Source organism: Bisbaumannia salifodinae (genome assembly GCF_055388505.1).
Window position 1 is genome coordinate 3,449,065 of record NZ_AP043781.1, and the last position, 24,242, is coordinate 3,473,306.

Genomic DNA, 24,242 nt, shown 5'->3' on the forward strand with positions numbered 1-24,242 from the left:
AGCGCTGCGCTCAGAACTGGAACTGCACGCTGGCCTGAATCCGGCTGGCATCCTCGGAGTCACCGTTGACCCGCTCGATATCGGAGTGCTGGTACTCGATACCGGTGGAGAGGCGCTGGTTGACGTCCCAGATCAGGTTGACGAAGGAGTACTGGACAGTATCCAGGCCGGCCTGGAAGCCGGCGATGTCATCCGGCAGGTCCTGGCTGAAGCGCGAGGTGCCGACGGCGCTGGACCAGTCGCCGTTCCAGTTATGCTCCAGGGAAACGCCGAAGGCCTGGGAATCGACGCTCTCCAGCGAACCGTTGTTGTCGATATAGGCGTCCGGGGTGCGCGCCCCGGCCACGCCATCCGGCACATAGCTCAGGTAGCTGCCCAGGCCGCTACCGACGGTGGCATTGGCCTTGAAGGTGGTGGCGCCCCCCAGGGGCAGGGCCAACTGGGCGGCCACGCCATAGCCGGTGGTGCTCTCGTCGACGCCGCTGGTGGCCTCGTTGGTGGCGAGTTCCTTGACCAGGGCGGAGATGCCGAAGTTACGCCCATACTGGTAGCGCGCGGTCAGGGTCGGCAGCGGGTTCTCGATATCCGCCCCGCCGTTGACCGGCGAGAGCGCATAGGAGGGATCCTCCAGGGACACCGCGAAGGTATTGGGCCCGGCGCTATGGGTGTAACGCAGCTGAGAGGGGCGACCGGTGGCATAGCCAATCGGCCCACCCAGCTTGAGGCTGCGCGGCGAGCCCAGGAAGTGCATGAAGTTGGTCCAGCTCTGGCCGGCCAGGAAGGGACCGTATTCACCATAGGCGTGGCGCAGGTTGAACTTGCCGTCGGGCAGGAAGTGCCCTTCCAGGTAGGTGCTCACCGTGCCGTAGTCGGTGCGCGTCTGGGTGCGGAAGTTGAGCCGCGACTCATAGGCGGTGAAGTTGGTACGGCCATCGGTGCGATTCGCCGGGTTGAGCAGCGCCAGCGGATCGGTGGCATTCCCCTGGTCATAATCGAAGTCGTAGAAGGCATCCAGCTTCACGTAACCGCCGAAGGCCACATCGGTATTGGTGCCGGGAATATTGAAGGTGGAGCGATGATTCCAGGGCGCGCCCACGCGACTCGGTTCCCCGGTCACCACCGGCTGTCCGGCCGGCACCACATCATAGGCCAGGGAATTTTGAGCAAGAACCATCCCCGCCGGCAGCATCACGGCCAGCACTACATTTTTTTTGAATTTCATCAGAGATCCCAGATTGTTGTATTTTACCTATCAAGAAAAACAGAACCGCTTATTTCTTATCGTTCAACACACCTCCTTATCAGCACGCGGCAGCCAGCGGCATCATCAGGGGTTATCGAAAACCGCGAATACCCCCCGACGATGTCGGACCAATAAAGAGTCAAATATCAGTTCTGGTGAACCACTTCCCCGGAGAAGAAGGTCCACTCGACCGCGATATCCCTGAGGGATTCGGGATCCAGGGTGACGGGGTCCTCCGAGACCACCACCATATCGGCATACTTGCCGGGGGAAATGGAGCCGATACGGTCTTCCATGCCCAACCCTTGCGCGGCCCAGAGGGTATGCATCCGCAGCGACTCCTGGGGCGTCACGGCCTCCTCGGCCCCCAGCACGCCCGCCGCCGCCGTCTGGCGCGTGACCTCGACCCACATGGCGAGGAAGGGATCGAAGGGCGCCACCGGCGCGTCGGTGCCCGCCGCCGGCAAGAGGCCGGCATCGATATAGGTGCGGTTGGGGATGGAGCGATGCGTCCGCTCCTCGCCCCAGAACTCCAGGAAACCGGAGCCCAGGGTATAGTTATGCGGCGCCTGGGTATGGGGCGTGATACTCAGCTCACGCATGCGCTCGAGATCCGACGCGTTGGGAAGGTAGGGGTGTTCGAGTCCCCAGCCGAGCCCGGCCACCGGGCAGTGCTCGTTCAATTCACCCCAGGTATTCAGCACATTGCTGATCGCCTGGCCGCCGATCGCATGCACGGAGAGTCCCCAGCCATTCTCACAGGCGAAGGCCGAGAGTCCCTCGATCTTTTCCAGGGGGGTGACCTCGATCCCCCGGAACCCGGGGATATTGGCGTAGTCCTCCCGCAGCAGCGCGGTTTCCACCCCACCGTCATAGGTGGCCTTCAGCCCGCCCACGCGCAGGTCGTCATCGCCCATGCCCGGCGAGATCCCGTGCTCGTCGAGCAGGGCGATATCCTGCTCCAGGGGCGCGCGCGGATTGATGGCCATCATCGCCACCCCGCGGAGGCTATGCTCGCCGTCATCGACGACGGCGCGCCAGGAGACCAGATGATCGGGAGAGACATGCTGCGAACGGACGGTGGTCACACCGCGACTGGACAGGGCCTGCATGGCGGCGACAAAGTTGGCGCGCACCTGAGTTTCCGAGGGGGAAGGCAACAGGCCGGCGATTTCATTGACCTTCGCGAAGCTCTGGATCCAGCCCGTGAAGCGGCCATTCTCGTCCCGGTCATACTTGCCTCCCGGGGGATCGGTATCTTCCTCGTCGATGCCGGCGGCCGCCATCGCCGCGGAGTTGATCACCGCATTGATGCCGCCGCGACGCAGGAAGACCGGGTGATTCGGCGCCACCGCATCGAGCTCTTCCCGACTCGGGAAGCGGTTCTCCGCCAGCTGACTCTCGTGCCAGTCGGATGCCCCGACGATCCATTCTCCCTCCGGGAGGCGTTCCGCTTCGGCGGCGATCCGCTCGAGGAGGACACTCAGGCTCCTCAGGTCATTGGTCGGGATCTTCTGAAGGTTCTCTCCCACCTCATCCAGGTGCAGATGCGTATCCACCAGCCCCGGGATCAGGGTCCGGCCGTCGAGATCGATCACGCGAGAGCGCTCATCGCGCAGGGCGAGGATCTCTTCGTTGCTGCCGACGGCCAGGATCCGGTCGCCGGACACCGCCACGGCCTCCGCGATACCGATGGCATCGTCCATGGTGCGCACCTTGGCGTCATGGAGAATCAGGTCGACCTCGCCGGAGGCACAAGCCACCCCGATCGTGCCGAGCGTCAGGGCCGCACAGGAAAGCGTCTTTCTTATTATCATGTTGGAAAATTTCCTTATCTTGTGTCGTTGTTTTCGTGTTGGTCGCACAGGGGGCTCGGGGGCCCGGCTTGGTCAGGGAAAGGCTCGGCTCCTCTTCGCGGTGAAACTCACAACAGCGCCAGGGTCAGCCAGGGCTGCCAGGCCAGCAGCACCAAGGCCAGCAGGCTCATCAGCAGGAAGGGCCAGAGGGCGAGGAAGATGCGCATCGGCGGCACCCCGGTCATCGACGAGCCGATAAACAGCCCCGCGCCCACCGGCGGCGTCAGCAGCCCCAGCACCAGGGTCAGGCAGACCACCACCCCGAACTGGTAGGCGCTGATATCGAACTGCCCCTGGGCGATGGGCAGCAGGATCGGCACCACCAGGATCAGCGCGGCGATGCCGTCGACGATCATCCCCACCAGCAGCAGGATCCCCACCACCAGCATCAGGAAGGCGAAGGGACTGTCGGTGACCTCGGCGATCCAGGCCGCGGCCATCTGCGGCAGCTGCTCGTAGACGATCACCCAACCGAACACCCCGGCGGCGCCGATCAGCATGATCACCAGGCCGGCATTGAAGGCGGTGCGTCGGAGGATCTCCGGCAGGCGGGAGAAGGTCAGGTCGCGGTAGACATAGCGGCCGATCAGCAGGGCCGCCAGCGAGGCCAGGGCCGCCGATTCGGTGGGCGTGGCCAGGCCGGCGAGGATGCCGCCGATGATGATCACCGGAATGCTCATGGCCGGCAGCCCCATCAGCAGGTAGCGCCTGGCCTGGGCCCGGGTCGGCCACTGGCCCTGGGGATACTGTTGCACCAGGCCCACGGCGGCGATGGCCAGGAAGAACAGGCCGCCCATCAGCAGCCCCGGGATGATGCCGGCGATAAACATGTCGGCGATGGGCACCTGGGCCATGACGCCATAGAGCACGAAGAGCATCGACGGAGGGATGATCGGTGACAGCAGGCCCCCGGCGGCGGTAATGGCCGCGGCGAAGGGCTTGTCGTAGCCGTCCTTCTCCATGGCCGGGACCATGGCCCGGGACATGATGGCGATCTGCGAGGCCGCCGAGCCGACGATGGCCGCCATCATCATGTTGGCGACCAGGTTGATATACACCAGGCCACCGCGGAAGCCTCCCACCAGGATGCGCGCCAGGTCGATCAGCCGCCGGGTCAGGCCGCCCTCGTTCATCAGCTCGCCGGCCAGCATAAATAGCGGGATAGCGAGTAACCCATAATTTTCTATCGCGCCGTAGAGCTGCTGCGGATAGGAGGCGAACAGCAGGGTATTGCCGGAATCGGCGATATACCAGGCGGCGGTAAGCGCCAGCACCAGGGCGATGGGCACCGCCCCCAGCAACAGCACGGCGAAGACGACGAGAGTCATGCGGGCCTCCTTTCCGCCCGCGCCAGGCCCTGGATGCCGTCGATCAGGTTGACCACGGCGTGAAGGCTCAGCGAGACGGCGAAGATGGGCAAGCACAGCCAGACCCAGAACTTGGGGATGCCCAGCGTGCGCGAGGTTTCGGAGTAGATGAAGTTGAAGGTCGCGCCCTGGAAGGCCTGGAGATCGAAGCCGCTGGCCCACAGGGTCGCCGGGTCGTACCAGCGCCAGCACAACACGGCCAGGAAGAGCGCGAAGAACAGCACCAGGATATCGACGAGCAGGTTCAGCCCCTGACGCAACCCGCTCGGCAAGACATCCGCCAGCAGGGTCACGGCGACCCCCTCGCGGCGCTTGAGCACCACCGAGGTGGTGAAGAAGGTCATCCAGATCATGGCGTGGATGGCCAGTTCGTCGGTCCAGTAGAGGGCCTGACCCAGCGAGCGGGTGGCGATATTGAGCAGGATCAGCAGGCTGATGATCGCCGCCAGCCCCGCGGCGATCACCCCCTCACACCGGGCGATGCCGGACGAGAGTCGTTTGAGCATGACGGCCTCCAGGGGCCCCGGCGCCGGGCCGGGGCGGTTCGGGTTCAGCGGAAGTCAGTCGGCCAGTTCGGCGGCCGCCTCGCGCAGCAGCGGCAAGTACGTCGCCTTGGGGGCCCAGATCGCCTCCCACTCGGCGATGGCGTCGGCGAAGAAGTCCGGACCCACCTCGGTGACGGTGATGTCCTGGCCGCGCAGCTCCTCGCCCCAGGCCTCATGGTGCTCCTGGAAGTGGTTCATGATGTTGTCGGCATGCTCGGCCATGGCGCCGCGGATCAGTTCACGATCCGCGTTGTCGAGCTGTCCCCAGACGCGCCCGGAGACCACTGCCACCATGGGGAACATCATATGGTTGGAGATCACCAGGTTATCGGCCTGCTCGTAGAATTCGAGCAGTCGGATGGAGTCGTAATCCATGTCGATGGCGTCCACCTGACCATTGGCCAGGGCGTCATAGACCGCGGGCAGCGGCAGCGGCGTGGGGGCGGCGCCGGCGGCCACATAGAAGTCGCGGATCGGATCGAAGGGGGTGATACGCACCTTGAGGCCGCTCAGGTCGTCGGCGCTGTCGATGGGCTGGCGGCTGAGGATCTGGCGCATGCCGGCCATGCCGTAGCCCACGCCCACCAGGCCCGTCTGCCCCGGCATCGCCTCGAGCATCTCGGCGGCCACCTCGGAGCGCAGCAGGGCGGCGGCATGATCGATGTCTTCCACCAGGAAGGGCGCATAGAGGGCACCGAAATCGGGGATGCGGTTGGAGATCTCGGCGAGGGTCAGGAAGGCCATGTCCAGGGAGCCGGCCTGGAGCTGCTGGACCATCTGTGCCTCGTTGCCCAGTTGCTGGGCGGGGAAGATGCTGACGCTATGCTCGCCGCCGGAGCGCTCATTCAGGGTCTCGGCGAAACCCTCGGCCTCCTGGCTCCAGATATGCGACTGGGGGGTGACCAGGCCGAGGCGGAAGTCCCGAGCCTGGGCGGTCACGGCGGTGACGGTGAGCGACGCCGCCACGGCGGCGGTCATCAGGGTCTTGAGCTTGGTCATGGGAGTGTCTCTATTGTTGTGTTGTTGAAGCACCGGCCCGTCCGGGCCGGTGCGATATACCGCTGGGCGTTCAGCCGTCTTCCAGGGCGCGGGGGCGCTTGTGGCGCGCCTGCTGCTCGGGATCCTCGGTCTTGGCCAGTTCGATATCGAAGACCACCTCGGTGAAGGGGCCGCTCAGGCCGCGCAGCTCCGCCTCGCTGAGCGACTCGATGCGCTTGGCGTCCACCACCAGCTCCTCGCGGGTGGCGAAGGCGAAGTCGTCCCAGGTGTACTCGTCGCCGGCCAGGTTGATCTGGGTGGTCAGGTGGCGATGCCCCGGCGCCGAGACGAAGAAGTGGATATGCGCCGGGCGCTGGCCGTGACGGCCCAGGGCGGCGAGTACCTGGTCGGTGGGGCTGCCCTGGGGCACGCCGTAGCCGGAGGGGATGATGCTGCGGGCGTGATAGCGTCCCTCGGCATCGGCGAGGATGGTACGGCGCAGGTGGTAGTCGCTCTGGGACGGGTCGAAGAAGGAGTAGCCGCCCTTGGCGTTGGCGTGCCACACCTCCACCTGGGCATGGGGCACCGGGTTGCCCTGGGTGTCGCGCACCTGACCGGTCAGCCACATCACCTCGCTGTCGGTATCGCTGCCGTCATCCAGGCGCGCCTCGACCTCGCAGACCGGGGCGCCGGCCACATAGAGGGGGCCCTCGATGGTGCGCGGCGTGCCGCCGGTCAGGCCGGCCTCGGCATCGGCGGCATCCATGCGCATGTCCAGGTAGTGATCGAAGCCCAGGCCCGGGGCCAGCAGGCCGAACTGGGTCTCCTTGCCGAGCTCGTTCATCAGGCTCACCGCCGACCAGAACTCCTCCGGGGTGACGTCATAGTCGTCGATCAGCTGGTACACGTCGCCGAGCAGGCGGTGCAGGATCTGCTTGGCGCGCGCGTTGCCGCCGGCCTGGTCGAAACCAGCCACCTGGTTGAGGAAGTTCTGGACATCGGCGCTGTCGAAAATCTTTACGGTCATGGTCGAATCTCTCTCGTTGTCATTCTTGGGACGGAGCTGGCCATCCGGGGCCGGTGACGGGGCCTTGGCAGGCCAAGGCCTCAACTGGAAACGAACTTCTCGAAGAACACCCGGTGCTCCCCCACCTCACGCTCATCGAGCCATTGCTTGGTGGCCTCGATCATCGGCGGCGGCCCACACAGGTAAGCGTCGAAGGGCCGGGCCAGGAAGTCGAGATCGAAGAGATCGCAGACCACCCCCTTGTTGCCCTGCCAGGCCTCGGAGGGGCTCATCACGATGGTCTCGAAGGCGAAATCGGGAAGCGTCTCGGTGAAGGCCTCCAGACGCGCCAGCTCGCTGAGGTCCTGCTCCTGGGTCACCCCGTAGGCGAGGCGGATCGGCTGGGTGCACTCGCCCTTCTCGGCCAGCTCCTCGAGCATGCCGAGGAAAGCGGAGAGGCCGGTGCCGCCGGCCACCATCAGCAGGGGACGCTGCACCTCGCGCAGGTAGAAGGCGCCCAGGGGCGCCTCCAGGGAGATGGCGTCCCCCACCCTGGCGCGATCGCGCAGGTAGTCGCTCATCACGCCGCTGGGCAGCAGGCGGATCAGGAAACGCAGCTTGCCCTCCTTGACCGCCGCGGTGGCGAAGGAATAGGCCCGCCACTCATCCGAGCCCGGCACCTCGATGCGCGCATACTGGCCCGGCAGGTAGGGCAAGGCCTGGGCGGGGTCGTCGAGGCTGATCTCGAGGATGGCGGCGCCATCGGAGACCGGCTCTACGGCGCTGACGGTGCCGTCATGCACCTCGGTGGCCACGCTGCAGACATGGGAGTCGATATCGAAGTAGAAGGAGGCCTGGCTGGAGCGCAGGCGAGTCTGACAGGCCAGCACATGCCCTTCGGCGATCTCCTCCTCGGTCAGGGCCTCCTCATCGATGTACTCGACATCGACCTCGCCGGACTCGCGCAGGCAGCGGCAGGTGCCGCAGACCCCTTCCCGGCAATCCACCGGCAGATTGACCCCGTGGCGCTGAGCGGCGTCCATCAGCAGCTCATGCTTGTCGACCTTGACGAAGCGGGTGGTGCCGTCCCGAAAGACGATGGCGGCTGTGTTGTGCATGACTCGCCCTCCAGCGTAATCAGACGTGGTAGAAATCCAGGACGGAATCGATCTTGTCGTTGAGCAGCACGGTGTGCTTGCGGGTAATCTTCCAATCGTCACCGTCGCCGCGCAGGGTGTAGTCGGCGGTGCCGAAGAAGTGCCCGCTCTCGCCGAAGCGATGGAAGTGAGTCACCCAGTTCACCTTGACCTGCACCTGGCCATCCTCCCGAGGTGCAAAGCGCACGTTATTGATCAGATGCAGGGTGCGCGGCATCGGCGTGGAGGCGGCGGACTTGCCGGTGCGCAGGCGGAAGATACGATCCTCGATGCCGGTGCGATCGGCGTAATACATCAGCGACATCTCGCGCTTGGGATCCTGGGTGATCTCGTGCTCGCCCTTCCACTGGGGAATATGAAACTCGCACTCCGGGGCGAACTGCTCGAGATAGGCGTCCCACTCCTGATTGTCGCAGTACTCGGCGACCCGGTAGAGGAACTGCTCGATGGATTGCTGCTGGCTCATGACTTACACCTCCTGGAGCTTGAGTGCTTTCTTCTCGAGGCCCGCGAGCAGCAGCCGCTGCCAGGTGCCGTGCTGGTTGACGTAGAGCCCCTCGTGGGTGAACTCGGTGCCGGTGATCACCGGCTGGATACCGAGCACCTGGCTGTTGTGGGTCTCGCCGTACTGCCAGTGCTCACGCCCCCGGGAGATGTCGTTCCACTCGGTGGCCCGCGCCTCGAAGCCGCGCTGCTGCTCGCGGAACTCCACCAGGTCATCGGGGGTGCCCATGCCGGAGACGTTGAAGAAGTCCTCGAACTGGCGGATGCGGTTCTCGCGGTCGGCGTCGGACTCGCCCTTCACGCCCAGGCAGAGGCTGATCACCTCGGTCTTGTTCCAGGCCACCGGGCGCACGATGCGCAGCTGCGAGCTGATCTGGTCCATGAAGAACAGGCTGGGGTAGATGTTCAGGTTGCGCAGGCGGTGCATGGTCCACTCGGCACGCTCTCGGGGCAGCTGCTCCAGCAGGCGCGGCATCACCGTGGCGTAGCCGGGGCGCACCTGGGGGTTGGGCATGTCGCTGAACAGCAGGCTATGGCCGTTGGCGAAGGAGAACCAGCCGTCGTCGGTGTCCTTGTCGCCGGCGCCCAGCTTGCTGTAGTCGAGGGTGTCGCCGCCGCCGCCCTTCTGCTGGGCCTCCAGCTCGCGGCGATGCTGCACGGTGGAGACGTAGTTATAGTGCACGGTGCTGACGTGATAGCCGTCCAGGCCGTTCTCGTTCTGCAGCTTCCAGTTGGCGTTGAAGGTGTAGCGGGACTCGCCGGGCAGCACCTCCAGCTCACCGTCTTGCGCCTGCTCCACCATCATGTCGAAGAACAGCTTGGTGTCGCCGAGGAACTCCTCGAGGCCGACGCTGGACTCGGTGTCCAGGCTGATAAAGACGAAGCCGCGGTAACTCTCGATGCGCGCCTGGCTCAGGCCACGGCTGGCCTTGTCGAAGTCCTGGGGGTACTCGCCAGGGGCCTTGACCTTGACCAGCCGGCCGTCGGACTTGTAGCACCAGGCGTGGAACGGGCAGGTGAAGGTGGACTGATTGCCCTTGCCGACCCGGGTCAGGGTGGCGCCACGGTGCTGACAGGTATTGGCCAGCGCGCGCAGCTCGCCCTTGCCATCCCGGGTGATGATCATCGGCTGTCGGCCGGCCTGCATGGTGATGAAGTCGTGGTTATTGGGGATCTGGCTCTCGTGGCAGGCGAAGATCCACTGCTTCTCGAAGATCAGCTCCATTTCGAGATCGAAGAGGGCCCGATCGGTAAACATGTCACGGGAGACGCGATAGACGCCGTCGTCGGGGCGGAAATCGATGCACTTCTCGATAAACGCCTGCCAGTCGGGGAGGGAGCGATATGCTGTCATCGGTCGTTACCGTCTTGTTGCTTGTTGGGTACGACTCACCTTAGGCGCCCTTCCCCAGGGCTCACTATGCAGTTCTTGGAGGAACGCTATGCACTTCTTGGCCACCCCCTAAGGGGATTTTTAACCCACTGATATTTCGATGCTTTAACGACCCTATACGACCAAAGAGAAAGGTGCTTCATGCCTCGGCGGGCCCCCTGGCGAGCACGCGGCCCCTGCCCCCCCGTGCCGCGGTTTCCCCTCGGCGCCGAATGGGGATACCTTTAGGTTATTGGCTATTGTTTCACCAGGATGGCAGAATAACCCCATGCGTTCGCATTACGCACCCAAGAACGATATGCGAACACCGCCTCGACCGCCCCCCCGGGCCCTGTGGCCCCAAGATAACGACTATCGCGGCGAGGCCAGGAGGAACCATGACCGTACCCCTGACCCGACAACGGATCGCCGCCGAGTTTCGCCAACCCGACTCGGCCTGCCGCTGGATGTGCCAGGTCAATGGCCCCCATCGCCTGGAAGTGCCCCAACCGCGTCAGCTCAGCTTTCGCCACCAGGGCACCCGCCTGGGCAATGTGTCCATCGGCACCATCGAGTACGCGACCCGGGTGACCGTCGGCATCGCCGACCTGACCCACAGCTACAGCATCAGCCTGCCCCTGCAGGGGGCCCAGAGCATCGAGTACCAGGGCGCGGCCTTCGACTCCGATGCCGCCGTGGGCGCGATCATCTCGCCCAGCCAGCCGCTGCGCCTGAGCATGGATGAGCAGTGCCAGAAGCGCCTGGTGCGCCTCTCCCGCCAGGCCCTGGAACACAAGCTGTCGCAACTGCTGCGCCGCCAGCTATCGCAGCCGGTGATCTTCGACCCGCGCATGCCGCTGAGCGGCACGGTGAAGGAGTGGTGGCAGATGGTCGCCAACCTGCAGGAGATGCTGCATGCCGAGGGCTCGCTGTGTGACATCCCCGAGGTGTGGAGCAACTTCGAGAACTCGCTGATCACCAGCCTGCTCTATACCCAGCCCCACAACTACTCCAGCGAGCTGCTGGGCCGCCAACAGGGGCGCCCCGCCTACCTGAGCGACCTGGAAGCGCTGCTGCATGAGTCCCTGGATCGCCCCCTGGGGCTGGCCGATCTGGAGCGGGCCGCCGGCGTCTCCCGGGAGCGTCTCTACCGGGACTTCCATACCCACTACGGGGTCTCCCCCATCGCCTACTTCCGCCAGCTGCGCTTCGACTATGTGCGCCAGCGCCTGGAGCGGGCCGCCCCCAACGAGAGCGTCTCGAGCATCGCCATGGATTGCGGCTTCCAGCAGTTGGGGCGTTTCTCCAAGGAGTACAAGGCGCGCTACGGCGAGCTGCCCTCCGAGACCCTCAAGCGTTCGGCCGCCGCGCCGCTGCAATAAGGCCGCCACAACGACGAAGGCGCCGATGGTCTCCCATCGGCGCCTTCGTCGTGATCGGCCGCCTTAGCGATGTACGGCGTCGCGGATACGCCGCGCCGTCTGCTGCAGCAGCGGCAGCAGCCGCCGGGTCAGGGTCTCATGGTCGATCCGCGCGGCATTGGTGCTGACGTTGATGGCGCCGATCAGCTTGCCGCCGCCATCGAAGGCCGGCACCGCCAGGGAGCGCAGCCCCGGGTCCAGCTCCTGATCGACGATGGCGTAGCCCTGCTCGCGGGCCTCCTCGATACGCGCGCGCAGCGTCGCCGGGTCGGTGACGCTGCGCTCGGTATGCGGTTCCAGGGTCACCCGCGCCAGGTAGGCGTCGAGCTCGGCGGCCGGCAGTTGGGCCAGCAACACCCGTCCCATGGAGGTATAGGCCGCCGGCAACCGGGTGCCCACCGAGAGGGTGATGGCCATCAGCCGATGGCGGGCCGCCGAGCGCGCCACATAGGTCACCTCGTCACCGTCCAGTACCCCCAGGGAGGAGGATTCGCCGCTCTCGGCGGTGATCTCCTCCAGGTACTGCTGGATCACGCCGCGGTAATCGTTGGCCGAGAGGAAGGCATAGCCCAGTTGCAGCACCTTCGGGGCCAGCTCGAAGCTGCGCCCCTGCTTGCGCACATAGCCCAGGGCATGCAGGGTCAGCAGGAAGCGCCGCGCCTTGGCGCGGTTCATGCCGGTGCGGGCGGCCACCTCGCTGAGGGTCATGCGCGGATGGGCCTCGTCGAAGGCCTGGATCACCTCGAGCCCACTGGCCAGGGCGGTGACGAAGTCACGGTCGTCCGGGCTCAGGGTCGCTTCCTGGGGGGATGTCTCCATCTGCTGCTTGCCTCCGCCTCGGGCTGCCATCGAAGGCCCTACTCTAGCACGGCGGGGCGAACAAATGTTCGCCCCGCCGTGCCGTTGCCGCGACCTCAGTCGTCGTGGCGATAGAGCTTGAGGATGCTGGAAAAGTCCAGCTCGCCGTGCTCCCGGGCGTGCAGGGCAAAGAGGTTGCGGGCCTGGGAGCCCATCGGCACCGCCGAGCGGGAACCCAGCGCCAGCTCCCAGGCCAGTCCCAGGTCCTTGGCCATCAGGTTGGTGAGGAAGCCGCCCTGATAGCTCCGGGAGGCCGCCGCGCTCTCCATGACCCCGGGCCAGGGGTTGTAGCCGTTGAGTACCCAGTTGCCGCCGCTGCTCTGACGCATGATCTCGGAGAGCACCGCCGGGTCGAGGCCGTTTTCCACCCCCAGGGCCAGGGCCTCGGCGGTGCCGCTCATCAGGATGCCCAGCAGCATGTTGTTGCAGATCTTGGCCACCTGGCCGGCACCCACCGCGCCGGCATGGAAGATGTTCTTGCCCATACCCTCCAGCACCGGCCGCGCCTTGGCGAAGCCCGCCTCGCTGCCGCCGACGATAAAGGTCAGGGTGCCCGCCTTGGCGCCCCCCACCCCGCCGGAGACCGGCGCATCCAGGTAATCCAGGCCGCGCTCGGCGGCGGCCGCCGCCACGACACGGGCATCCTCCGGGGCGATGGTGGAGGCATCGATGATCAGGGTCTCGGCATCGAGGCTCGCCAACAGCCCCGGCGCCCCGTCGCGGCCCAGGTAGAGCCCCTTCACATGGGCCCCGGCGGGCAGCATGGAGATCACCACCCCGGCCCCCTCGACCGCCGCCGCGGCACTCGCGGCGACACTGGCTCCGGCCTCGCCCAGGGCGCGCATCGCCTCGGCCGAGAGATCGAAGACATGCAGGTCATGGCCGGCGGCGACCAGGTTGGTGGCCATGGGGGCGCCCATATTGCCCAGGCCGATAAAGGCGATTCGCATGATAGTCACTCCTTGCGGTGGTTTTCGTAAGTCAGCCCAGCAGCAGCGCCGGCAGCCCGGTCACCAGGCTCGGGAAGAGGGCCAGCAGCCCGCAGGCCAGCAGGATCAGCAGGCAGAAGGGAATCACCGCCTTATAAAGATGGACGATCTCCACGCCGGGTGGTGCCACCCCCTTGAGGTAGAAGAGCGCATAGCCGAAGGGGGGCGTCAGGAAGGAGGTCTGCAGCACCACCGCCACCATCACCACGAACCACAGCAGGTCCACGCCCATGGCCTCGACAATGGGCAGCATGATCGGGAAGCTGAGCAGCACGATGCCGGTCCAGTCGAGGAACATGCCCAGCACGAAGACCAGCAGCAGCATCAGCAGCAGGGCCCCGGTGGTGCCGCCGGGCATGGCCATCACCAGCTCCTGGATCACCCGCATGCCGCCGCCCCGGGTGAAGACCCCGGTGAAGGCGGTGGCGCCCACCAGCACGAACATCACCATGGTGGTGGTCTTGCTCGCCTCCAGGAAGCTGCGGTAGCAGGTGCGCGGCTTGCGGTCGCCGAACACCAGGAAGAGCACGAAGGCCAGCAGCACGCCGATGGCCGAGGCCTCGGTGGCGGTGGCGACCCCGGTGAACAGCGCCCCCAGCACGCCGAGGATCAACCCCATGGGCGGCAGCACGTACTTGAGCAGCATCACCAGCAGCTCGCCGAGCCCGGTCTCGGCGCGCTCCTCGGCGCCCACCGGCGGGCCGTACTCGGGCTTGAAGAAGCACACCACCAGCACATAGAGGGCATACATGGCGCCCAGCAGCAGCCCCGGCACCAGGGCCCCGGCGAACAGCGCCCCCACCGAGACCGGCGAGTAACTGGCCATCAGGATCAGCATGATGCTGGGCGGAATCAGGATGCCCAGGCAGCCGCTGGCCATGATCACCCCGGTGCTGAGCTGGGTGTGGTAGCCGTGGCGCAGCATCGGCACCAGGGCGATCATCCCCATCACCGCGATGGAGGCGCCGACGATGCCGGTGGTGGCGGCCAGCAGCACCGAGACGATCACCACGGTCAGCGCCAGGCCGCCGCGTACCCGCCCCAGCAGCAGGCGCATCACCTGGAACATCTTCTCGGTGACCCCGGAGTCGTTGAGGAAGCGCGCCATCAGGATAAACAGCGGGATGGCCACCAGCACATAGTTGTCCATGGCCCGCCCGTAGACGTTGTTGATGATCGAGCCCAGCACCTGGGGCCCGGGCCCCAGGTAGGCGGCCACCACCGCCACGCCGCCCAGCACGAAGGCCAGCGGATGCCCCATGAAGAGGCCCACCAGCAGGCCGGCGAACATGAACAGGGTCAGCAGCTCGGCGCTCATGGCGTCTCCTCCCGGCGCAGTTCGAGGAGGGCGCGGATCACCACGGCGATGGCCTGCAGGAGGATGGCCACGGCGGCGATCACGATCACCGCCTTCACCGGATAGACCGGGATGGCCACCATGCCGTAGGTGGTCTCGCCGCGGCTGAAGGAGCGCATAAAGAAGCTCCAGCCATAGCTGAGCAGCAGGTAGATAAAGGGCACGAAGAAGATCAGGTAACCGAGCAGCGCCAGCGCCGCCTGCTTGCGCCGCGACAGCAGGCGCTTGATCACGTCCACCTCCACATGGGCGTGATGGCGCAGCCCATAGGCCGCCAGCAGCATGAAGTGGGCGCCGAACAGCATCTTGGTGATATCGAAGGCCCAGTCGCTGGGGCGACCGCTGAAGAAGCGCAGGCCGATATCGTAGAGCACCACCAGGGCGATTACCGCGATCAGCGGCGCCAGCAGGCGGCCGAACCACTCATTGATGGCATCGATGGCCTTGGCAATGGCCTCCATCACGACCTCCTCTAGGCAAGGCGCTGCGGGGAAAGGCCCGCCCGGTGGGCGGGCTTGTCGGGGTTGACCGATGGCAGGCGCCTAGAGGCAGGCCTCGAGCTCCTCCAGGGAAGGCAGGTTGTCGTGGCTACGGCTCATATTGAAGGGCGCGGAGATATCGCGCCAACTGGCGTAGTGCTCCAGGTAGCCGACCATGGAGTGGTAGACCCGGGCATGGGTGGGATTCTCGCAGGCGCCCTGCAGGATCACCTCGTTGGTGATCTCCTGGATGCGTGCCAGGTCCTCGTCGGAGAACTGGGAGATCTGCACCCCGGCGTCGATAAAGGCCTCGGTGCCCTCGGTGGAGCCCCGCTCGGACCAGGCCAGGGACCAGACCATGGTGGCCTCGGCGGCGATACGCAGTTTCTGCTGGGTCTCCTCGGAGAGGGCGTCCCAGGCGTCGCGGTTGATCATCACCCCGAAGACGCTGGCGCTCTGGTGCCAGCCGGGCACCGCCCAGTAGTCCACCACCTCGGCGAAGCCGGCGCCGAAGTCGACCCCCGGGGTGGAGAACTCGGCGCCATCCACCACGCCCCGCTCCACCGCCTGGTAGATCTCGCCGCCGGAGAGGGTGACCTGGGAGCCGCCCAGTTGCTCCAATACCCGGCCCTGGTCGCGGCCGGAGAGGCGCAATCGCTTGCCGTCCAGGTCGGCCAGGCTCTCGATGGGGGTGCGGCCCATGAAGCCCGACTCGTTGTTGGTGATGCCGTAGGGCAGATAGACCAGGCCGTATTCGCCGTAGATCTCCTGGTAGAGGTCGAAACCGCCCCATTCGAGGATCCAGTTCATGTAGTCCACGGCATTGAACAGGCTGGTGGTGGTGCCCAGGGGCGAGAAGGCCGAGTTGCGCCCGGCCCAGTAACCGGGCCAGTCGCCGGAGGCCTCGATGCTGCCGCTCTCGGCGGAATCGAAGACCTCGGTGCCCGGCATCAGGGTGCCACCGGCGTGAAATTCGATCTGCAGCTCGTCGCCGGTCAGCAGGTTGGCCAGCTCCACCCAGTGACGGTCGATCTCGATCAGCGCCAGGCTGTCGGGCCAGGTGGTGGTCATGGTCCACTGCTGCTGGGCCTGGGCGCTGGTGGAGAGGCCCGCCAGGGCGATGCCAGCGACCAGGCTGGACACCGCGAAGCTCACTCGTCTTGTCATTGCTACGTGCTCCTTGTGATCGGTCAGCCCGTGCCCTGATGCACGCCCTGCTGACTTCCGCCCGCCTGGGCAATAGGCACCATCGCCAGGCCGACCCGGAATTCTTGTCGTTATCTGCCGATGGGCCTGACCATTAGGTAAAGCCAATACGGCTCCATCGAGTGTAGACAGGGGAATCGTTGGCGAACAACGCGCAATAGAGCAAAGCGCTTGTGCATCACTGCACAAGCGCTTTGTCGTTTCGGCGTATGGCGGCAGGGGCCGTGCGATACCGGGGCCTTGCCTCGAGCGCCTCAGGTGCCGCAGAAGGTGCGGAAGACCCGCTCGCTGGGCGGTGCCGGCAGGGCATAGGCGTCGCGGCCGGGCTGCTCGGTAAAGGGCTCGGCGAGCACCTCGTGCAGCGCCTCGAAGGGAGCGAAGTCGTCGTCTTCCACGGCGGCGGCGATCATCGCCTCCACCTGGTGATTGCGGGGAATATAGAGGGGGTTCACCGCCTTGATCCGTTCGGCGATGGCATCGAGGCCGGCGTCTTCGGCGCTCAGGCGCTCGCGCCAGCGGGGCAGCCACTGCCGCAGCGGCGTGTCGTTGTCGAAGAGATCGAGCAGCGCCGGGGCGTCCGCCTCGACCGCCTCGGCAAGATACCGGAAGCTCAGGGTGAAATCGGCACGGCCGGCGTGCATCGCCTCGAGCAGGGCCTCGACCAGCTCCCGGTCGCCCTCCTCCTCCGTCGCCAACCCCAGCTTGGCGCGGAATACCGCGAGCCACTCGGCCTCGTAGGCCGGCTCGAAGGCCTGGATCAGCTCGGTGGCCCGGGCGATGCCCCGTTCCTGGTCGTCGTCGATCAGCGGCAGCAGGGTCTCCGCCAGCCGCGCCAGGTTCCACTGGGCGATCCACGGCTGGTTGCGATAGGCATAGCGGCCGCCATCATCGATGGAGCTGAACACGGTGCGCGGGTCATAGGCCTCCATAAAGGCGCAGGGGCCGTAGTCGATGGTCTCGCCGGCCACCGAGCAGTTGTCGGTGTTCATCACCCCGTGGATAAAACCGAGGCCCATCCATTGGGCCACCAGGCGGCTTTGACGCGCCCGGACCGCCTCCACCAGGGCCAGGTAACGCTCGCCCTTATCCTGCTCGAGCAAGCTCGGATAGTGGCGCTCGATGATCAGGTCGGCCAGGGTCTTCACCGCGTCCAGGTCGCCCCGGGCGGCAAAGTACTGGAAGGTGCCCACGCGGATATGGCTCGACGCCACCCGGGTCAGGATGGCGCCGGGCTCGGGCAGGCCGCGAAACACCCGCTCGCCGGAGGTGACCGCGGCCAGGGCCCGGGTGGTGGGCACCCCGAGGCGGTGCATCGCCTCGCTGATCAGGTACTCCCGCAGCACCGGCCCCAGCGGCGAGCGGCCGTCGCCGCCCCGGGCGAAAGGCGTGCGGCCGGCGCCCTTGAGCTGGATATCGCGGAGTCGACCGTCCCGGTCGGTGACCTCCCCCAGCAGCACCGCCCGGCCATCGCCGAGGCGCGGATTGAAGCCGCCGAACTGGTGGCCCGCATAGGCCTGGGCGAGGGGCTCGGCGCCGGCCGGCAGGGCATTGCCGGAGAACCAGGCGGTGGCCTGGGCCTCGTCGAAGGCCGTCAGGTCGAAGCCCAGCGCCTCGGCCAGCGGGCGGTTGAAGGCCACCAGGCGCGGCGCCGCCACCGGGTCGGGGGTAAAGCGCTCGTAGAAGTGCGCCGGCAGGCGGGCATAGCGCAGGGTGAAGTCGGGAAACATGGCAGGCTCCGCAATCGGACAATGGCGCTTACTCTACGGATGACCGCGAAGACTGGCCACCATTCCCCACAGCGCTCGGGTAATGCTCCCCTCTGTTGAGGCCCGGGGCTACCCTGGGGACAAGCCTTCGCAAAGACGCTGTGAACCCCTCCCTGGGCGCTCGACTTTTTCGTCCCTGAAAAAGACGCTTTGCTCCAGCTGTCCCCAGCGCCCCTCAGCCACTCCGCCGTGATTGCCTGCGACTGATCAACTCACGACATCAGTCACTGCCTGGCGAGAGCTGCTCGCGGATCAGCTCGGCCAGGCGCCGGGCGGGCTCCGCGGGGCGGTGCGGCGGCCGATGCAGGGCCAGTTCCACGGCGGGCAGGGGCGGCAGGCCGCTGCTGGCCTCCAGCACCCGCAGCTCCGGCGTCAGCATGTTCTGGGTCACCACCACGATGGCCAGGCCCGCCTGCACCACCGGGGTCAGGCCGGCCATGGACTGGCTGGTATAGGCGAGGCGCCAGTCGCGCCCGGCGGCGGCCAGCACCTGCTCGGCCACCTCGCGGAACAGGTCCGCCCCCGGCGAATAGAGCGCCAGCGGCAGGGGATCCACCAGCGACGGCTGCCGCTGGCTGCCCACCGCCCAGGCCAGGGGTTCGCGGCGGATCACCTCGCCCCCCGGCGAGTGGCGCTGGCGGGTCACCAGGGCCAGGTCCAGCTCGCCCTGGCGCACCCGCCCCACCAGGTCGGCGCTGGTGGCACAGACCACCTGCAGGCGCACCTCGGGATAGAGCTGATGGAAGTAGGCGAACACCGAGGTCAACAGGGACGCATAGTCCTCGGGAATCCCCAGCGTCAGCTCCCCCACCACCCGGCGGGTGCGCATATCGGCCAGCGCCTCGTCGTTGAGGGCCAGCAGGCGGCGGGCATGGCCCAGCAGGCGCTGGCCCTCGGCGGTGAAGCGGATGCGCCGTCCCTCCCGCTCGTGGAGCGCCACGCCGAGGGCCTCCTCCAGGCGCCGCAACTGCATGCTGACGGTGGACTGGGTATAGGCCAGGCGCCGGGCGGCGGCGGTCACGCTACCGGTGTCGGCCACCGCCACCAGGGTGCGCAGCAGGCTCAGGTCGAGGGTCTCGGCACGCATCAATACATCACCAGGCTTGATGGATTGGATCAAGAAAGATCGATTTTATGATGAGTATGGAGCGGATAGGCTGCCACCGTCATCCCCGGCAGGAGCCCCAACAGCCTCCTAGGAGCCCCGACCATGCAGACAGTGACTTCCGCACGCCATCTCTCCACCTGGCAGGGCCCCGCCGCCGCCGGACTGGCGGTGCTGCTCTGGGCCCTGGTCCCGCTGCTGGCCGGCCTCGCCGAGGCGCTGCCGCCGCTGCGCCTGGCCTGCCTGGCGCTGCTGGGGGGTGCCCTGGCCACCCTGCCGATGGCCCGGGGGCGGCCCCAGGAGCCGCCCCTCTCCGGCGGATCCTGGTGGTGGGTGCATCTCGGCGTGCCGCTGCTGATCGTCGGCGCGGTGGGCGCCTGCTTCGCGGCCCTGCGCCTGGCCCCGGTGGCCGAGGCGGCGCTGATCACCTATACCTGGCCGCTACTCTTCCTGCTGGCCAGTGAATGGCTGACCCGGCGACGCCTGCGCCCGGCGACCCTCGGCGGGAGCGCCCTGGCCTTCGCCGGCGCCGCCCTGCTGGTGGCCCCCGAGGCCCTGGCCGGGGGCCTCTCCGGCGCCTGGGGCGGCTATTTGCTGGCCCTGCTGACGGCGTTCTGCTGGGCACTCTACTCCCTGGTCTGTGGCCGCCCCGGGCTCGGCCTGCGCCGCCGCCTGCCCCGGCTGCTGCTGATCGCCAGCCTGATCACCGGCGCCGCCAGCCTGGGGGTGGAAGGGAGAATCAGCGCGCCGGATGCCCAGGCCCTGCTGGCCGCCGCCGCCCTGGGCCTGGGCCCCTATGGCCTGGCCATGCTGGCCTGGGAACGTGCCCTGCAGGATCCCCGGGGCCGGCGCCTGGGCAACCTGGCCCATGGGGTGCCGGTGCTGGCCAGCCTCTTCCTGGTGATGGCGGGCATGACCACGGCGGACTGGCGCCTGCCGGTGGCGGCGGCGCTGGTCATGGCCGGCAGCCTCGCCGCCAGCCGCTGAGAGACGCCAGGGCCGATTCCGGCCAGTCTTTCCCGGCGCAGGGCGTACACTGAGGGCAGATTCCGCCGAGGTCTTCGCCATGCTCGACCCCGCCCTCTGCCGCCAGGCGCGCCTGGCCCGGGACGCCCGCTTCGACGGTCGCTTCGTCACCGCGGTGCTGACCACCGGCATCTACTGCCGGCCGATCTGCCCGGCCACCCCGCCCCGGGAGGCCAATGTGCGCTACTACCCGAGCGCCCTGGCCGCCGCCGAGGCGGGCTTTCGCCCCTGCCTGCGCTGTCGCCCGGACAGCGCCCCGGACTCCCCGGCCTGGCGAGGCACCGCCACGACCCTGGAGCGGTCCCTGCGGCTGATCGACGAGGGCGCCCTGGAGAGCGGCTCACTGGGCGCGCTCTGCGTGCGGCTGGGTATCGGCGAGCGCTACCTGCGCCGGCTCTTCCAGGAGCATCTCGGCGTCTCCCCCAAGGCCTATGCGCTGCATCGCCAGTGCCTGTTCGCCAAGCAGCTGCTCCACCAGACCCGCTTGCCGATCGCCCAGGTGGCCCATGCCAGCGGCTTTCGCAGCCTGCGCCGCTTCAACGACGCCTTCCAGGCGCGCATCGGCCTGGCGCCCCGGGAGCTGCGCCGCCGCGCCGGCGACGCGGAGGAGGCGCTGACCCTGACCCTGGCCTATCGCCCGCCCTATGCCTGGCATGCGCTGCGCGACTTCCTCGCCGGGCGGGCCATCGAGGGCCTGGAGTGGGTCGACGCGACGCACTATGGCCGCACCCTCGCCTGGGGCGAGGCCCGCGGCCACTTTACCGCCGAGCACCGCCCCGAGCGGCACGCCTTCCGGGTGCGCCTGGTGCTCGACGACCTGAGCGTCCTGGCCCCGGTGATGCGGCGCATCCGCCGGCTGCTCGACCTGGACGCCGACAGCGCCGGCATCGAGGCCCGGCTGCGGGAGGCCGCGCCACGCCTGCCGCTGGTCGAGGGGCTGCGCCTGCCCGGCACCTGGGGCCCCTTCGAGGCCGGGGTGCGCGCCATCCTCGGCCAGCAGGTCTCGATCGTCGCGGCGCGGCGCCTGGTCACGGCCCTGGTGGCCACCCTGGGCGAGCCGGCCGGCGACGAGCGGCGCCACTTCCCCACCCCGGACGCCGTCGCCGCCAGCGACCTGGCCTTCCTCGGCATGCCCGACGCCCGCCGCGCCACCCTGCGCCGCTTCGCGGCCTGCTATGCTGGCGGCGAGGCGGGGGACGAGCCCCTGGCGTGGACATCGCTCAAGGGCATCGGCCCCTGGACGGCCCGCTACGCGGCCCTGCGCGGCACCGGCCACCCGGATATCTGGCTGGAGGGCGACGCCGGGGTGCGTCGCGCCCTGCCACGCCTGGACGGCGCCGACCCGGCCGCCACCGCCCCCTGGCGCAGCTACCTGACCCTGCAACTCTGGCATCACGACCCACGGAGCCAAGCCCATGACCGCTAAGGCCTCTCTCGCCACCACCCTGGACTACTACCGCCCCCCCGCCGCCGATGCCCTGGGGCTGATCCGCATCCGCGCCGATGTCACCGGCATCACCGAGATCGGCTTTACCCTGGACGAGGACGCCCCGCCCTGCCCCAATGAGCTGACCGAGCGGGCCAAGGCCCAGCTCGAGGAGTACTTCGCCGGCACCCGCCAGGCCTTCGACCTGCCGCTCGCCCCCGTCGGCACCGACTTCCAGCGCCGGGTCTGGGCGGCGCTGGCCACCATCCCCTTCGGCGAGACCCGCTGCTACGCGGAGATCGCCGAGCAGCTGCGCTGCAAGGGCGGCCAGCGCGCCGTGGGCGCCGCCAATGGCCGGAACCCCATCGCTATCGTGGTGCCCTGCCACCGGGTGATCGGCAGCGACGGCCGCCTCACCGGCTATGCCGGCGGCCTGGGCCGCAAGCAGTGGCTACTGGCCCACGAAGCCGGAGAACTGCCCTTTGCCCTGGAGTGAGCCCATGGGCGACGGCCGACTAGCCAGGACCGGCGATTGCGGCGAAGCTAGGCACTGGAGTGCCAGGCAAGGAGCCGTGCTATGAAGATAGTGATCCCCGACGATTACCAGGACTGCGTCCGCCACCTCGACGCCTTCGCCCGGCTGGCGGGCCATGAGGTGGCGATATTCAACGACACCCTCACCGAGACCGACGCCCTGGCCAAGCGCTTCCGGGACGCCGAGGCCCTGGTGCTGATCCGCGAGCGCACGCCGATCACCGCCGAGCTGCTCGCGCGGCTGCCCCGGCTCAGGGTGATCAGCCAGACCGGCGGCGGCGCCGGCCATGTGGATCTGGCCGCCTGCCGCAGGCACGGCGTCACCGTGATGACCGGCACCGCCTCGCCCCAGGCCCCCGCGGAGCTGACCTGGGCCCTGGTGCTGGCGGCGCGGCGCCAGATTGCCGAGGAAGCCGCCAACCTCAAGGCGGGGCGCTGGCAGCGCACCCTGGGCAGCGGCCTGCACGGCCGTACCCTGGGCATCTTCGGCTATGGGCGCATCGGCCGCCTGGTGGCCCGCTACGGCCGGGCCTTCGACATGAAGGTGCTGGTCTGGGGCCGCGACGGCAGCCGCCGCCGCGCCACCGAGGACGGCCTGGCGGTGGCCGCCGGCCAGGACGACCTCTTCGCCCGCTCGGATGTGCTGAGCCTGCACCTGCGCCTCAACGAGGGCACCCGCGGCATCGTCGGCGCCGAGCAGCTGGCGCGCATGAAGCCCGATGCCCTGCTGGTCAATACCAGCCGCGCCCAGTTGATCGCCCCCGGCGCCCTGGAGGCGGCCCTCACGGCCGGCCGCCCCGGCCAGGCGGCCATCGATGTCTTCGAGGAGGAGCCGGTGACCGCTCACCCCCTGCTCGACCTGCCCAACCTGCTGGCCACCCCCCACCTGGGCTATGTGGAGAAGGACAGCTACGAGCTCTACTTCGGCGACGCCTTCGACAACCTGCTGGCCTTTATCGATGGCCAACCGGTGACCAACCTGGCGGGCTGAGCGAGCGTCTCGGGGCGGCGGTTCAGCCACCCCGCTCCTGGCGGCTCAGGGCGCTGCCGGAGGCGGGCCGCTCGACCGCGAAGAGGTCGGTGGTTCGCGCATAGTCATTGCCGGCCATGCGGCCGATGGGCCGCAGCGCCTCGACGCTCACGTGGCGCCCGTTCCAGATCGCATCGTCGACATGGAGCGACACCACCTCGGCCAGCACCAGGTTGCCCGCCAGCGGCAGGTCGCCGAAGCGGATGATCTCGCGCAGCCGGCAGCCGAAGGCCACCGGCGCTCCCACCACCAGCGGCACCGACACCCCCGGCATGGCCACCTTCTCCAGCCCCACATGGTCGAACTCGTCCTCATGGTGCGGGAGCCCGGCACTGGTGGCATTCATCTTCTCCACCAGCCCCTCGCCGCTGATATGCACCACGCACTCCGGCACCTGGCCCAGGTTGCGGATGGTGTCCTTGGGCCGCCCGTCAACGTCCTCCTGGTGGACCGTCAGGCCACCGACCTGGACGATAGCGAGGCCATCCGCAACCTGCTGGTCACCTTCCCCGAGACCGCCATCATCGTGATCCTGCCTCCCTGCCGCGACTCCCATCGTGCCCGGCAGGCCCTCCAGGCTACGCTCGCGACCCTGGCCACCAGCGCCCCACAAGCCACCCCGCCCCCCGCTCCCGAGCAGGGCACGCCCCCGGCCTCCCCTCATGGCGGACTCGCCAACTGGCAGGTTCGGCGCCTGAACGCCTATATCGACGACCACCTCGGCGAGACCATCCACGTCCGCGACCTGGCGGCCATCACCCGCCTGAGCCTCGGCCACTTCGCCCACGCCTTCAAGCAGGCCTTTGGCGAGCCGCCGCTGGCCCATATCACCTGCCGGCGCCTGGAACGGGCCTGCGACAGGATGCTGGCCGGCGACGAACCGCTGTCGCGGATCGCCCAGGAGTGCGGCTTCTGCGACCAGTCCCACTTCACCCGGCACTTCCACCGCGCCATGGGCATGGCCCTGCAGCGCTGGCGACGCCTCCACGCTCCCGGCCCACGATGAGCTGTCGGAAT

At 67.9% G+C, this 24,242-nt stretch carries 23 protein-coding genes; 6 read left to right on the forward strand and 17 right to left on the reverse strand.

The window, feature by feature from the left end; genetic code table 11:
• Positions 1-10: 10 nt before the first annotated feature.
• The 9 genes from ACZ5EF_RS16065 to antA form a co-directional block, all read right to left on the reverse strand.
• Positions 11-1,222 (reverse strand): DcaP family trimeric outer membrane transporter, encoded by a 1,212-nt coding sequence (locus ACZ5EF_RS16065; RefSeq protein WP_346061608.1) that lies wholly within the window; start codon positions 1,220-1,222, stop codon positions 11-13.
• A gap of 167 nt (positions 1,223-1,389) precedes the next feature.
• On the reverse strand, positions 1,390-3,060 hold the full coding sequence (locus ACZ5EF_RS16070; RefSeq protein WP_346061607.1) for an amidohydrolase: 1,671 nt from the start codon (positions 3,058-3,060) through the stop codon (positions 1,390-1,392).
• A gap of 107 nt (positions 3,061-3,167) precedes the next feature.
• Complete coding sequence (locus ACZ5EF_RS16075) at positions 3,168-4,427, reverse strand: TRAP transporter large permease (protein WP_346061606.1); 1,260 nt, start codon at positions 4,425-4,427, stop codon at positions 3,168-3,170.
• Complete coding sequence (locus ACZ5EF_RS16080) at positions 4,424-4,972, reverse strand: TRAP transporter small permease (protein WP_346061605.1); 549 nt, start codon at positions 4,970-4,972, stop codon at positions 4,424-4,426. Before ACZ5EF_RS16080 ends, ACZ5EF_RS16075 begins: the two co-directional genes overlap by 4 nt.
• A gap of 54 nt (positions 4,973-5,026) precedes the next feature.
• Complete coding sequence (locus ACZ5EF_RS16085) at positions 5,027-6,010, reverse strand: TRAP transporter substrate-binding protein (protein ID WP_346061604.1); 984 nt, start codon at positions 6,008-6,010, stop codon at positions 5,027-5,029.
• Positions 6,011-6,080: 70 nt separating this feature from the next.
• The gene (gene catA, locus ACZ5EF_RS16090) at positions 6,081-7,016 is read right to left on the reverse strand and encodes a catechol 1,2-dioxygenase (protein WP_346061603.1); all 936 of its coding nucleotides are present in this window, start codon (positions 7,014-7,016) and stop codon (positions 6,081-6,083) included.
• A gap of 80 nt (positions 7,017-7,096) precedes the next feature.
• Positions 7,097-8,113, reverse strand: coding sequence for an anthranilate 1,2-dioxygenase electron transfer component AntC (antC, locus tag ACZ5EF_RS16095; RefSeq protein ID WP_346061602.1), 1,017 nt, complete (start codon positions 8,111-8,113; stop codon positions 7,097-7,099).
• Positions 8,114-8,132: 19 nt separating this feature from the next.
• Positions 8,133-8,618, reverse strand: coding sequence for an anthranilate 1,2-dioxygenase small subunit (gene antB, locus ACZ5EF_RS16100; RefSeq protein ID WP_346061601.1), 486 nt, complete (start codon positions 8,616-8,618; stop codon positions 8,133-8,135).
• Positions 8,619-8,621: 3 nt separating this feature from the next.
• Positions 8,622-10,010 (reverse strand): anthranilate 1,2-dioxygenase large subunit, encoded by a 1,389-nt coding sequence (gene antA, locus ACZ5EF_RS16105; RefSeq protein ID WP_346061600.1) that lies wholly within the window; start codon positions 10,008-10,010, stop codon positions 8,622-8,624.
• Positions 10,011-10,426: 416 nt separating this feature from the next.
• On the opposite strand from antA, the gene ACZ5EF_RS16110 reads away from it, so the two are divergent.
• The gene (locus tag ACZ5EF_RS16110) at positions 10,427-11,410 is read left to right on the forward strand and encodes an AraC family transcriptional regulator (RefSeq protein ID WP_346061599.1); all 984 of its coding nucleotides are present in this window, start codon (positions 10,427-10,429) and stop codon (positions 11,408-11,410) included.
• A gap of 63 nt (positions 11,411-11,473) precedes the next feature.
• On the opposite strand, the gene ACZ5EF_RS16115 is transcribed toward ACZ5EF_RS16110, so the two are convergent.
• The 7 genes from ACZ5EF_RS16115 to ACZ5EF_RS16145 form a co-directional block, all read right to left on the reverse strand.
• Positions 11,474-12,268 carry an IclR family transcriptional regulator domain-containing protein gene (locus ACZ5EF_RS16115; RefSeq protein WP_346061598.1) on the reverse strand — a complete coding sequence of 265 codons (795 nt, stop codon included), beginning with the start codon at positions 12,266-12,268 and terminating at the stop codon, positions 11,474-11,476.
• A gap of 95 nt (positions 12,269-12,363) precedes the next feature.
• Entirely contained in the window at positions 12,364-13,257 is an 894-nt protein-coding gene (gene mmsB, locus ACZ5EF_RS16120) for a 3-hydroxyisobutyrate dehydrogenase (RefSeq protein WP_346061597.1), read from the reverse strand.
• 31 nt (positions 13,258-13,288) lie between these two features.
• Positions 13,289-14,614 carry a TRAP transporter large permease gene (locus tag ACZ5EF_RS16125; protein ID WP_346061596.1) on the reverse strand — a complete coding sequence of 442 codons (1,326 nt, stop codon included), beginning with the start codon at positions 14,612-14,614 and terminating at the stop codon, positions 13,289-13,291.
• Positions 14,611-15,114: a TRAP transporter small permease subunit gene (locus ACZ5EF_RS16130; protein ID WP_346061595.1), complete on the reverse strand. Its 504-nt coding sequence runs from the start codon at positions 15,112-15,114 to the stop codon at positions 14,611-14,613. Before ACZ5EF_RS16130 ends, ACZ5EF_RS16125 begins: the two co-directional genes overlap by 4 nt.
• Positions 15,115-15,195: 81 nt before the next feature.
• Positions 15,196-16,299 carry a TRAP transporter substrate-binding protein DctP gene (dctP, locus tag ACZ5EF_RS16135; protein ID WP_346061594.1) on the reverse strand — a complete coding sequence of 368 codons (1,104 nt, stop codon included), beginning with the start codon at positions 16,297-16,299 and terminating at the stop codon, positions 15,196-15,198.
• A 293-nt stretch (positions 16,300-16,592) separates the two neighbouring features.
• A complete protein-coding gene (locus ACZ5EF_RS16140; RefSeq protein WP_346061593.1) occupies positions 16,593-18,065 on the reverse strand; it encodes a protein adenylyltransferase SelO in 1,473 nt (490 codons plus the stop codon).
• A 259-nt stretch (positions 18,066-18,324) separates the two neighbouring features.
• Complete coding sequence (locus ACZ5EF_RS16145; protein WP_346061592.1) at positions 18,325-19,191, reverse strand: LysR substrate-binding domain-containing protein; 867 nt, start codon at positions 19,189-19,191, stop codon at positions 18,325-18,327.
• Positions 19,192-19,314: 123 nt separating this feature from the next.
• Between ACZ5EF_RS16145 and ACZ5EF_RS16150 the strand changes: the two genes are divergently transcribed.
• From ACZ5EF_RS16150 to ACZ5EF_RS16165, 4 genes are all read left to right on the forward strand, one after another.
• Entirely contained in the window at positions 19,315-20,196 is an 882-nt protein-coding gene (locus ACZ5EF_RS16150) for a DMT family transporter (RefSeq protein WP_346061591.1), read from the forward strand.
• Between the two features lie 79 nt (positions 20,197-20,275).
• Positions 20,276-21,661: an AlkA N-terminal domain-containing protein gene (locus ACZ5EF_RS16155; RefSeq protein WP_346061590.1), complete on the forward strand. Its 1,386-nt coding sequence runs from the start codon at positions 20,276-20,278 to the stop codon at positions 21,659-21,661.
• The gene (locus tag ACZ5EF_RS16160; RefSeq protein ID WP_346061589.1) at positions 21,651-22,157 is read left to right on the forward strand and encodes a methylated-DNA--[protein]-cysteine S-methyltransferase; all 507 of its coding nucleotides are present in this window, start codon (positions 21,651-21,653) and stop codon (positions 22,155-22,157) included. Before ACZ5EF_RS16155 ends, ACZ5EF_RS16160 begins: the two co-directional genes overlap by 11 nt.
• 81 nt (positions 22,158-22,238) lie before the next feature.
• Positions 22,239-23,186 carry a D-2-hydroxyacid dehydrogenase family protein gene (locus tag ACZ5EF_RS16165; RefSeq protein ID WP_346061588.1) on the forward strand — a complete coding sequence of 316 codons (948 nt, stop codon included), beginning with the start codon at positions 22,239-22,241 and terminating at the stop codon, positions 23,184-23,186.
• 22 nt (positions 23,187-23,208) lie between these two features.
• Here ACZ5EF_RS16165 and ACZ5EF_RS16170 read toward each other — a convergent pair whose 3' ends face one another.
• A complete protein-coding gene (locus tag ACZ5EF_RS16170) occupies positions 23,209-23,607 on the reverse strand; it encodes a flavin reductase family protein (RefSeq protein WP_464122338.1) in 399 nt (132 codons plus the stop codon).
• A 63-nt stretch (positions 23,608-23,670) separates the two neighbouring features.
• On the opposite strand from ACZ5EF_RS16170, the gene ACZ5EF_RS16175 reads away from it, so the two are divergent.
• Positions 23,671-24,231 (forward strand): AraC family transcriptional regulator, encoded by a 561-nt coding sequence (locus tag ACZ5EF_RS16175; protein WP_346061586.1) that lies wholly within the window; start codon positions 23,671-23,673, stop codon positions 24,229-24,231.
• Positions 24,232-24,242 lie beyond the last annotated feature (11 nt).

Excerpts from the sequence above, each read along its gene's own strand:
- ACZ5EF_RS16065 (WP_346061608.1), bottom strand. The coding sequence starts at position 1,222 with ATGAAATTCAAAAAAAATGTAGTGCTGGCCGTGATGCTGCCGGCGGGG.
- ACZ5EF_RS16070 (WP_346061607.1), bottom strand. The coding sequence starts at position 3,060 with ATGATAATAAGAAAGACGCTTTCCTGTGCGGCCCTGACGCTCGGCACG.
- ACZ5EF_RS16075 (WP_346061606.1), bottom strand. The coding sequence starts at position 4,427 with ATGACTCTCGTCGTCTTCGCCGTGCTGTTGCTGGGGGCGGTGCCCATC.
- ACZ5EF_RS16080 (WP_346061605.1), bottom strand. The coding sequence starts at position 4,972 with ATGCTCAAACGACTCTCGTCCGGCATCGCCCGGTGTGAGGGGGTGATC.
- ACZ5EF_RS16085 (WP_346061604.1), bottom strand. The coding sequence starts at position 6,010 with ATGACCAAGCTCAAGACCCTGATGACCGCCGCCGTGGCGGCGTCGCTC.
- catA (WP_346061603.1), bottom strand. The coding sequence starts at position 7,016 with ATGACCGTAAAGATTTTCGACAGCGCCGATGTCCAGAACTTCCTCAAC.
- antC (WP_346061602.1), bottom strand. The coding sequence starts at position 8,113 with ATGCACAACACAGCCGCCATCGTCTTTCGGGACGGCACCACCCGCTTC.
- antB (WP_346061601.1), bottom strand. The coding sequence starts at position 8,618 with ATGAGCCAGCAGCAATCCATCGAGCAGTTCCTCTACCGGGTCGCCGAG.
- antA (WP_346061600.1), bottom strand. The coding sequence starts at position 10,010 with ATGACAGCATATCGCTCCCTCCCCGACTGGCAGGCGTTTATCGAGAAG.
- ACZ5EF_RS16110 (WP_346061599.1), top strand. The coding sequence starts at position 10,427 with ATGACCGTACCCCTGACCCGACAACGGATCGCCGCCGAGTTTCGCCAA.
- ACZ5EF_RS16115 (WP_346061598.1), bottom strand. The coding sequence starts at position 12,268 with ATGGAGACATCCCCCCAGGAAGCGACCCTGAGCCCGGACGACCGTGAC.
- mmsB (WP_346061597.1), bottom strand. The coding sequence starts at position 13,257 with ATGCGAATCGCCTTTATCGGCCTGGGCAATATGGGCGCCCCCATGGCC.
- ACZ5EF_RS16125 (WP_346061596.1), bottom strand. The coding sequence starts at position 14,614 with ATGAGCGCCGAGCTGCTGACCCTGTTCATGTTCGCCGGCCTGCTGGTG.
- ACZ5EF_RS16130 (WP_346061595.1), bottom strand. The coding sequence starts at position 15,114 with ATGGAGGCCATTGCCAAGGCCATCGATGCCATCAATGAGTGGTTCGGC.
- dctP (WP_346061594.1), bottom strand. The coding sequence starts at position 16,299 with ATGACAAGACGAGTGAGCTTCGCGGTGTCCAGCCTGGTCGCTGGCATC.
- ACZ5EF_RS16140 (WP_346061593.1), bottom strand. The coding sequence starts at position 18,065 with ATGTTTCCCGACTTCACCCTGCGCTATGCCCGCCTGCCGGCGCACTTC.
- ACZ5EF_RS16145 (WP_346061592.1), bottom strand. The coding sequence starts at position 19,191 with ATGCGTGCCGAGACCCTCGACCTGAGCCTGCTGCGCACCCTGGTGGCG.
- ACZ5EF_RS16150 (WP_346061591.1), top strand. The coding sequence starts at position 19,315 with ATGCAGACAGTGACTTCCGCACGCCATCTCTCCACCTGGCAGGGCCCC.
- ACZ5EF_RS16155 (WP_346061590.1), top strand. The coding sequence starts at position 20,276 with ATGCTCGACCCCGCCCTCTGCCGCCAGGCGCGCCTGGCCCGGGACGCC.
- ACZ5EF_RS16160 (WP_346061589.1), top strand. The coding sequence starts at position 21,651 with ATGACCGCTAAGGCCTCTCTCGCCACCACCCTGGACTACTACCGCCCC.
- ACZ5EF_RS16165 (WP_346061588.1), top strand. The coding sequence starts at position 22,239 with ATGAAGATAGTGATCCCCGACGATTACCAGGACTGCGTCCGCCACCTC.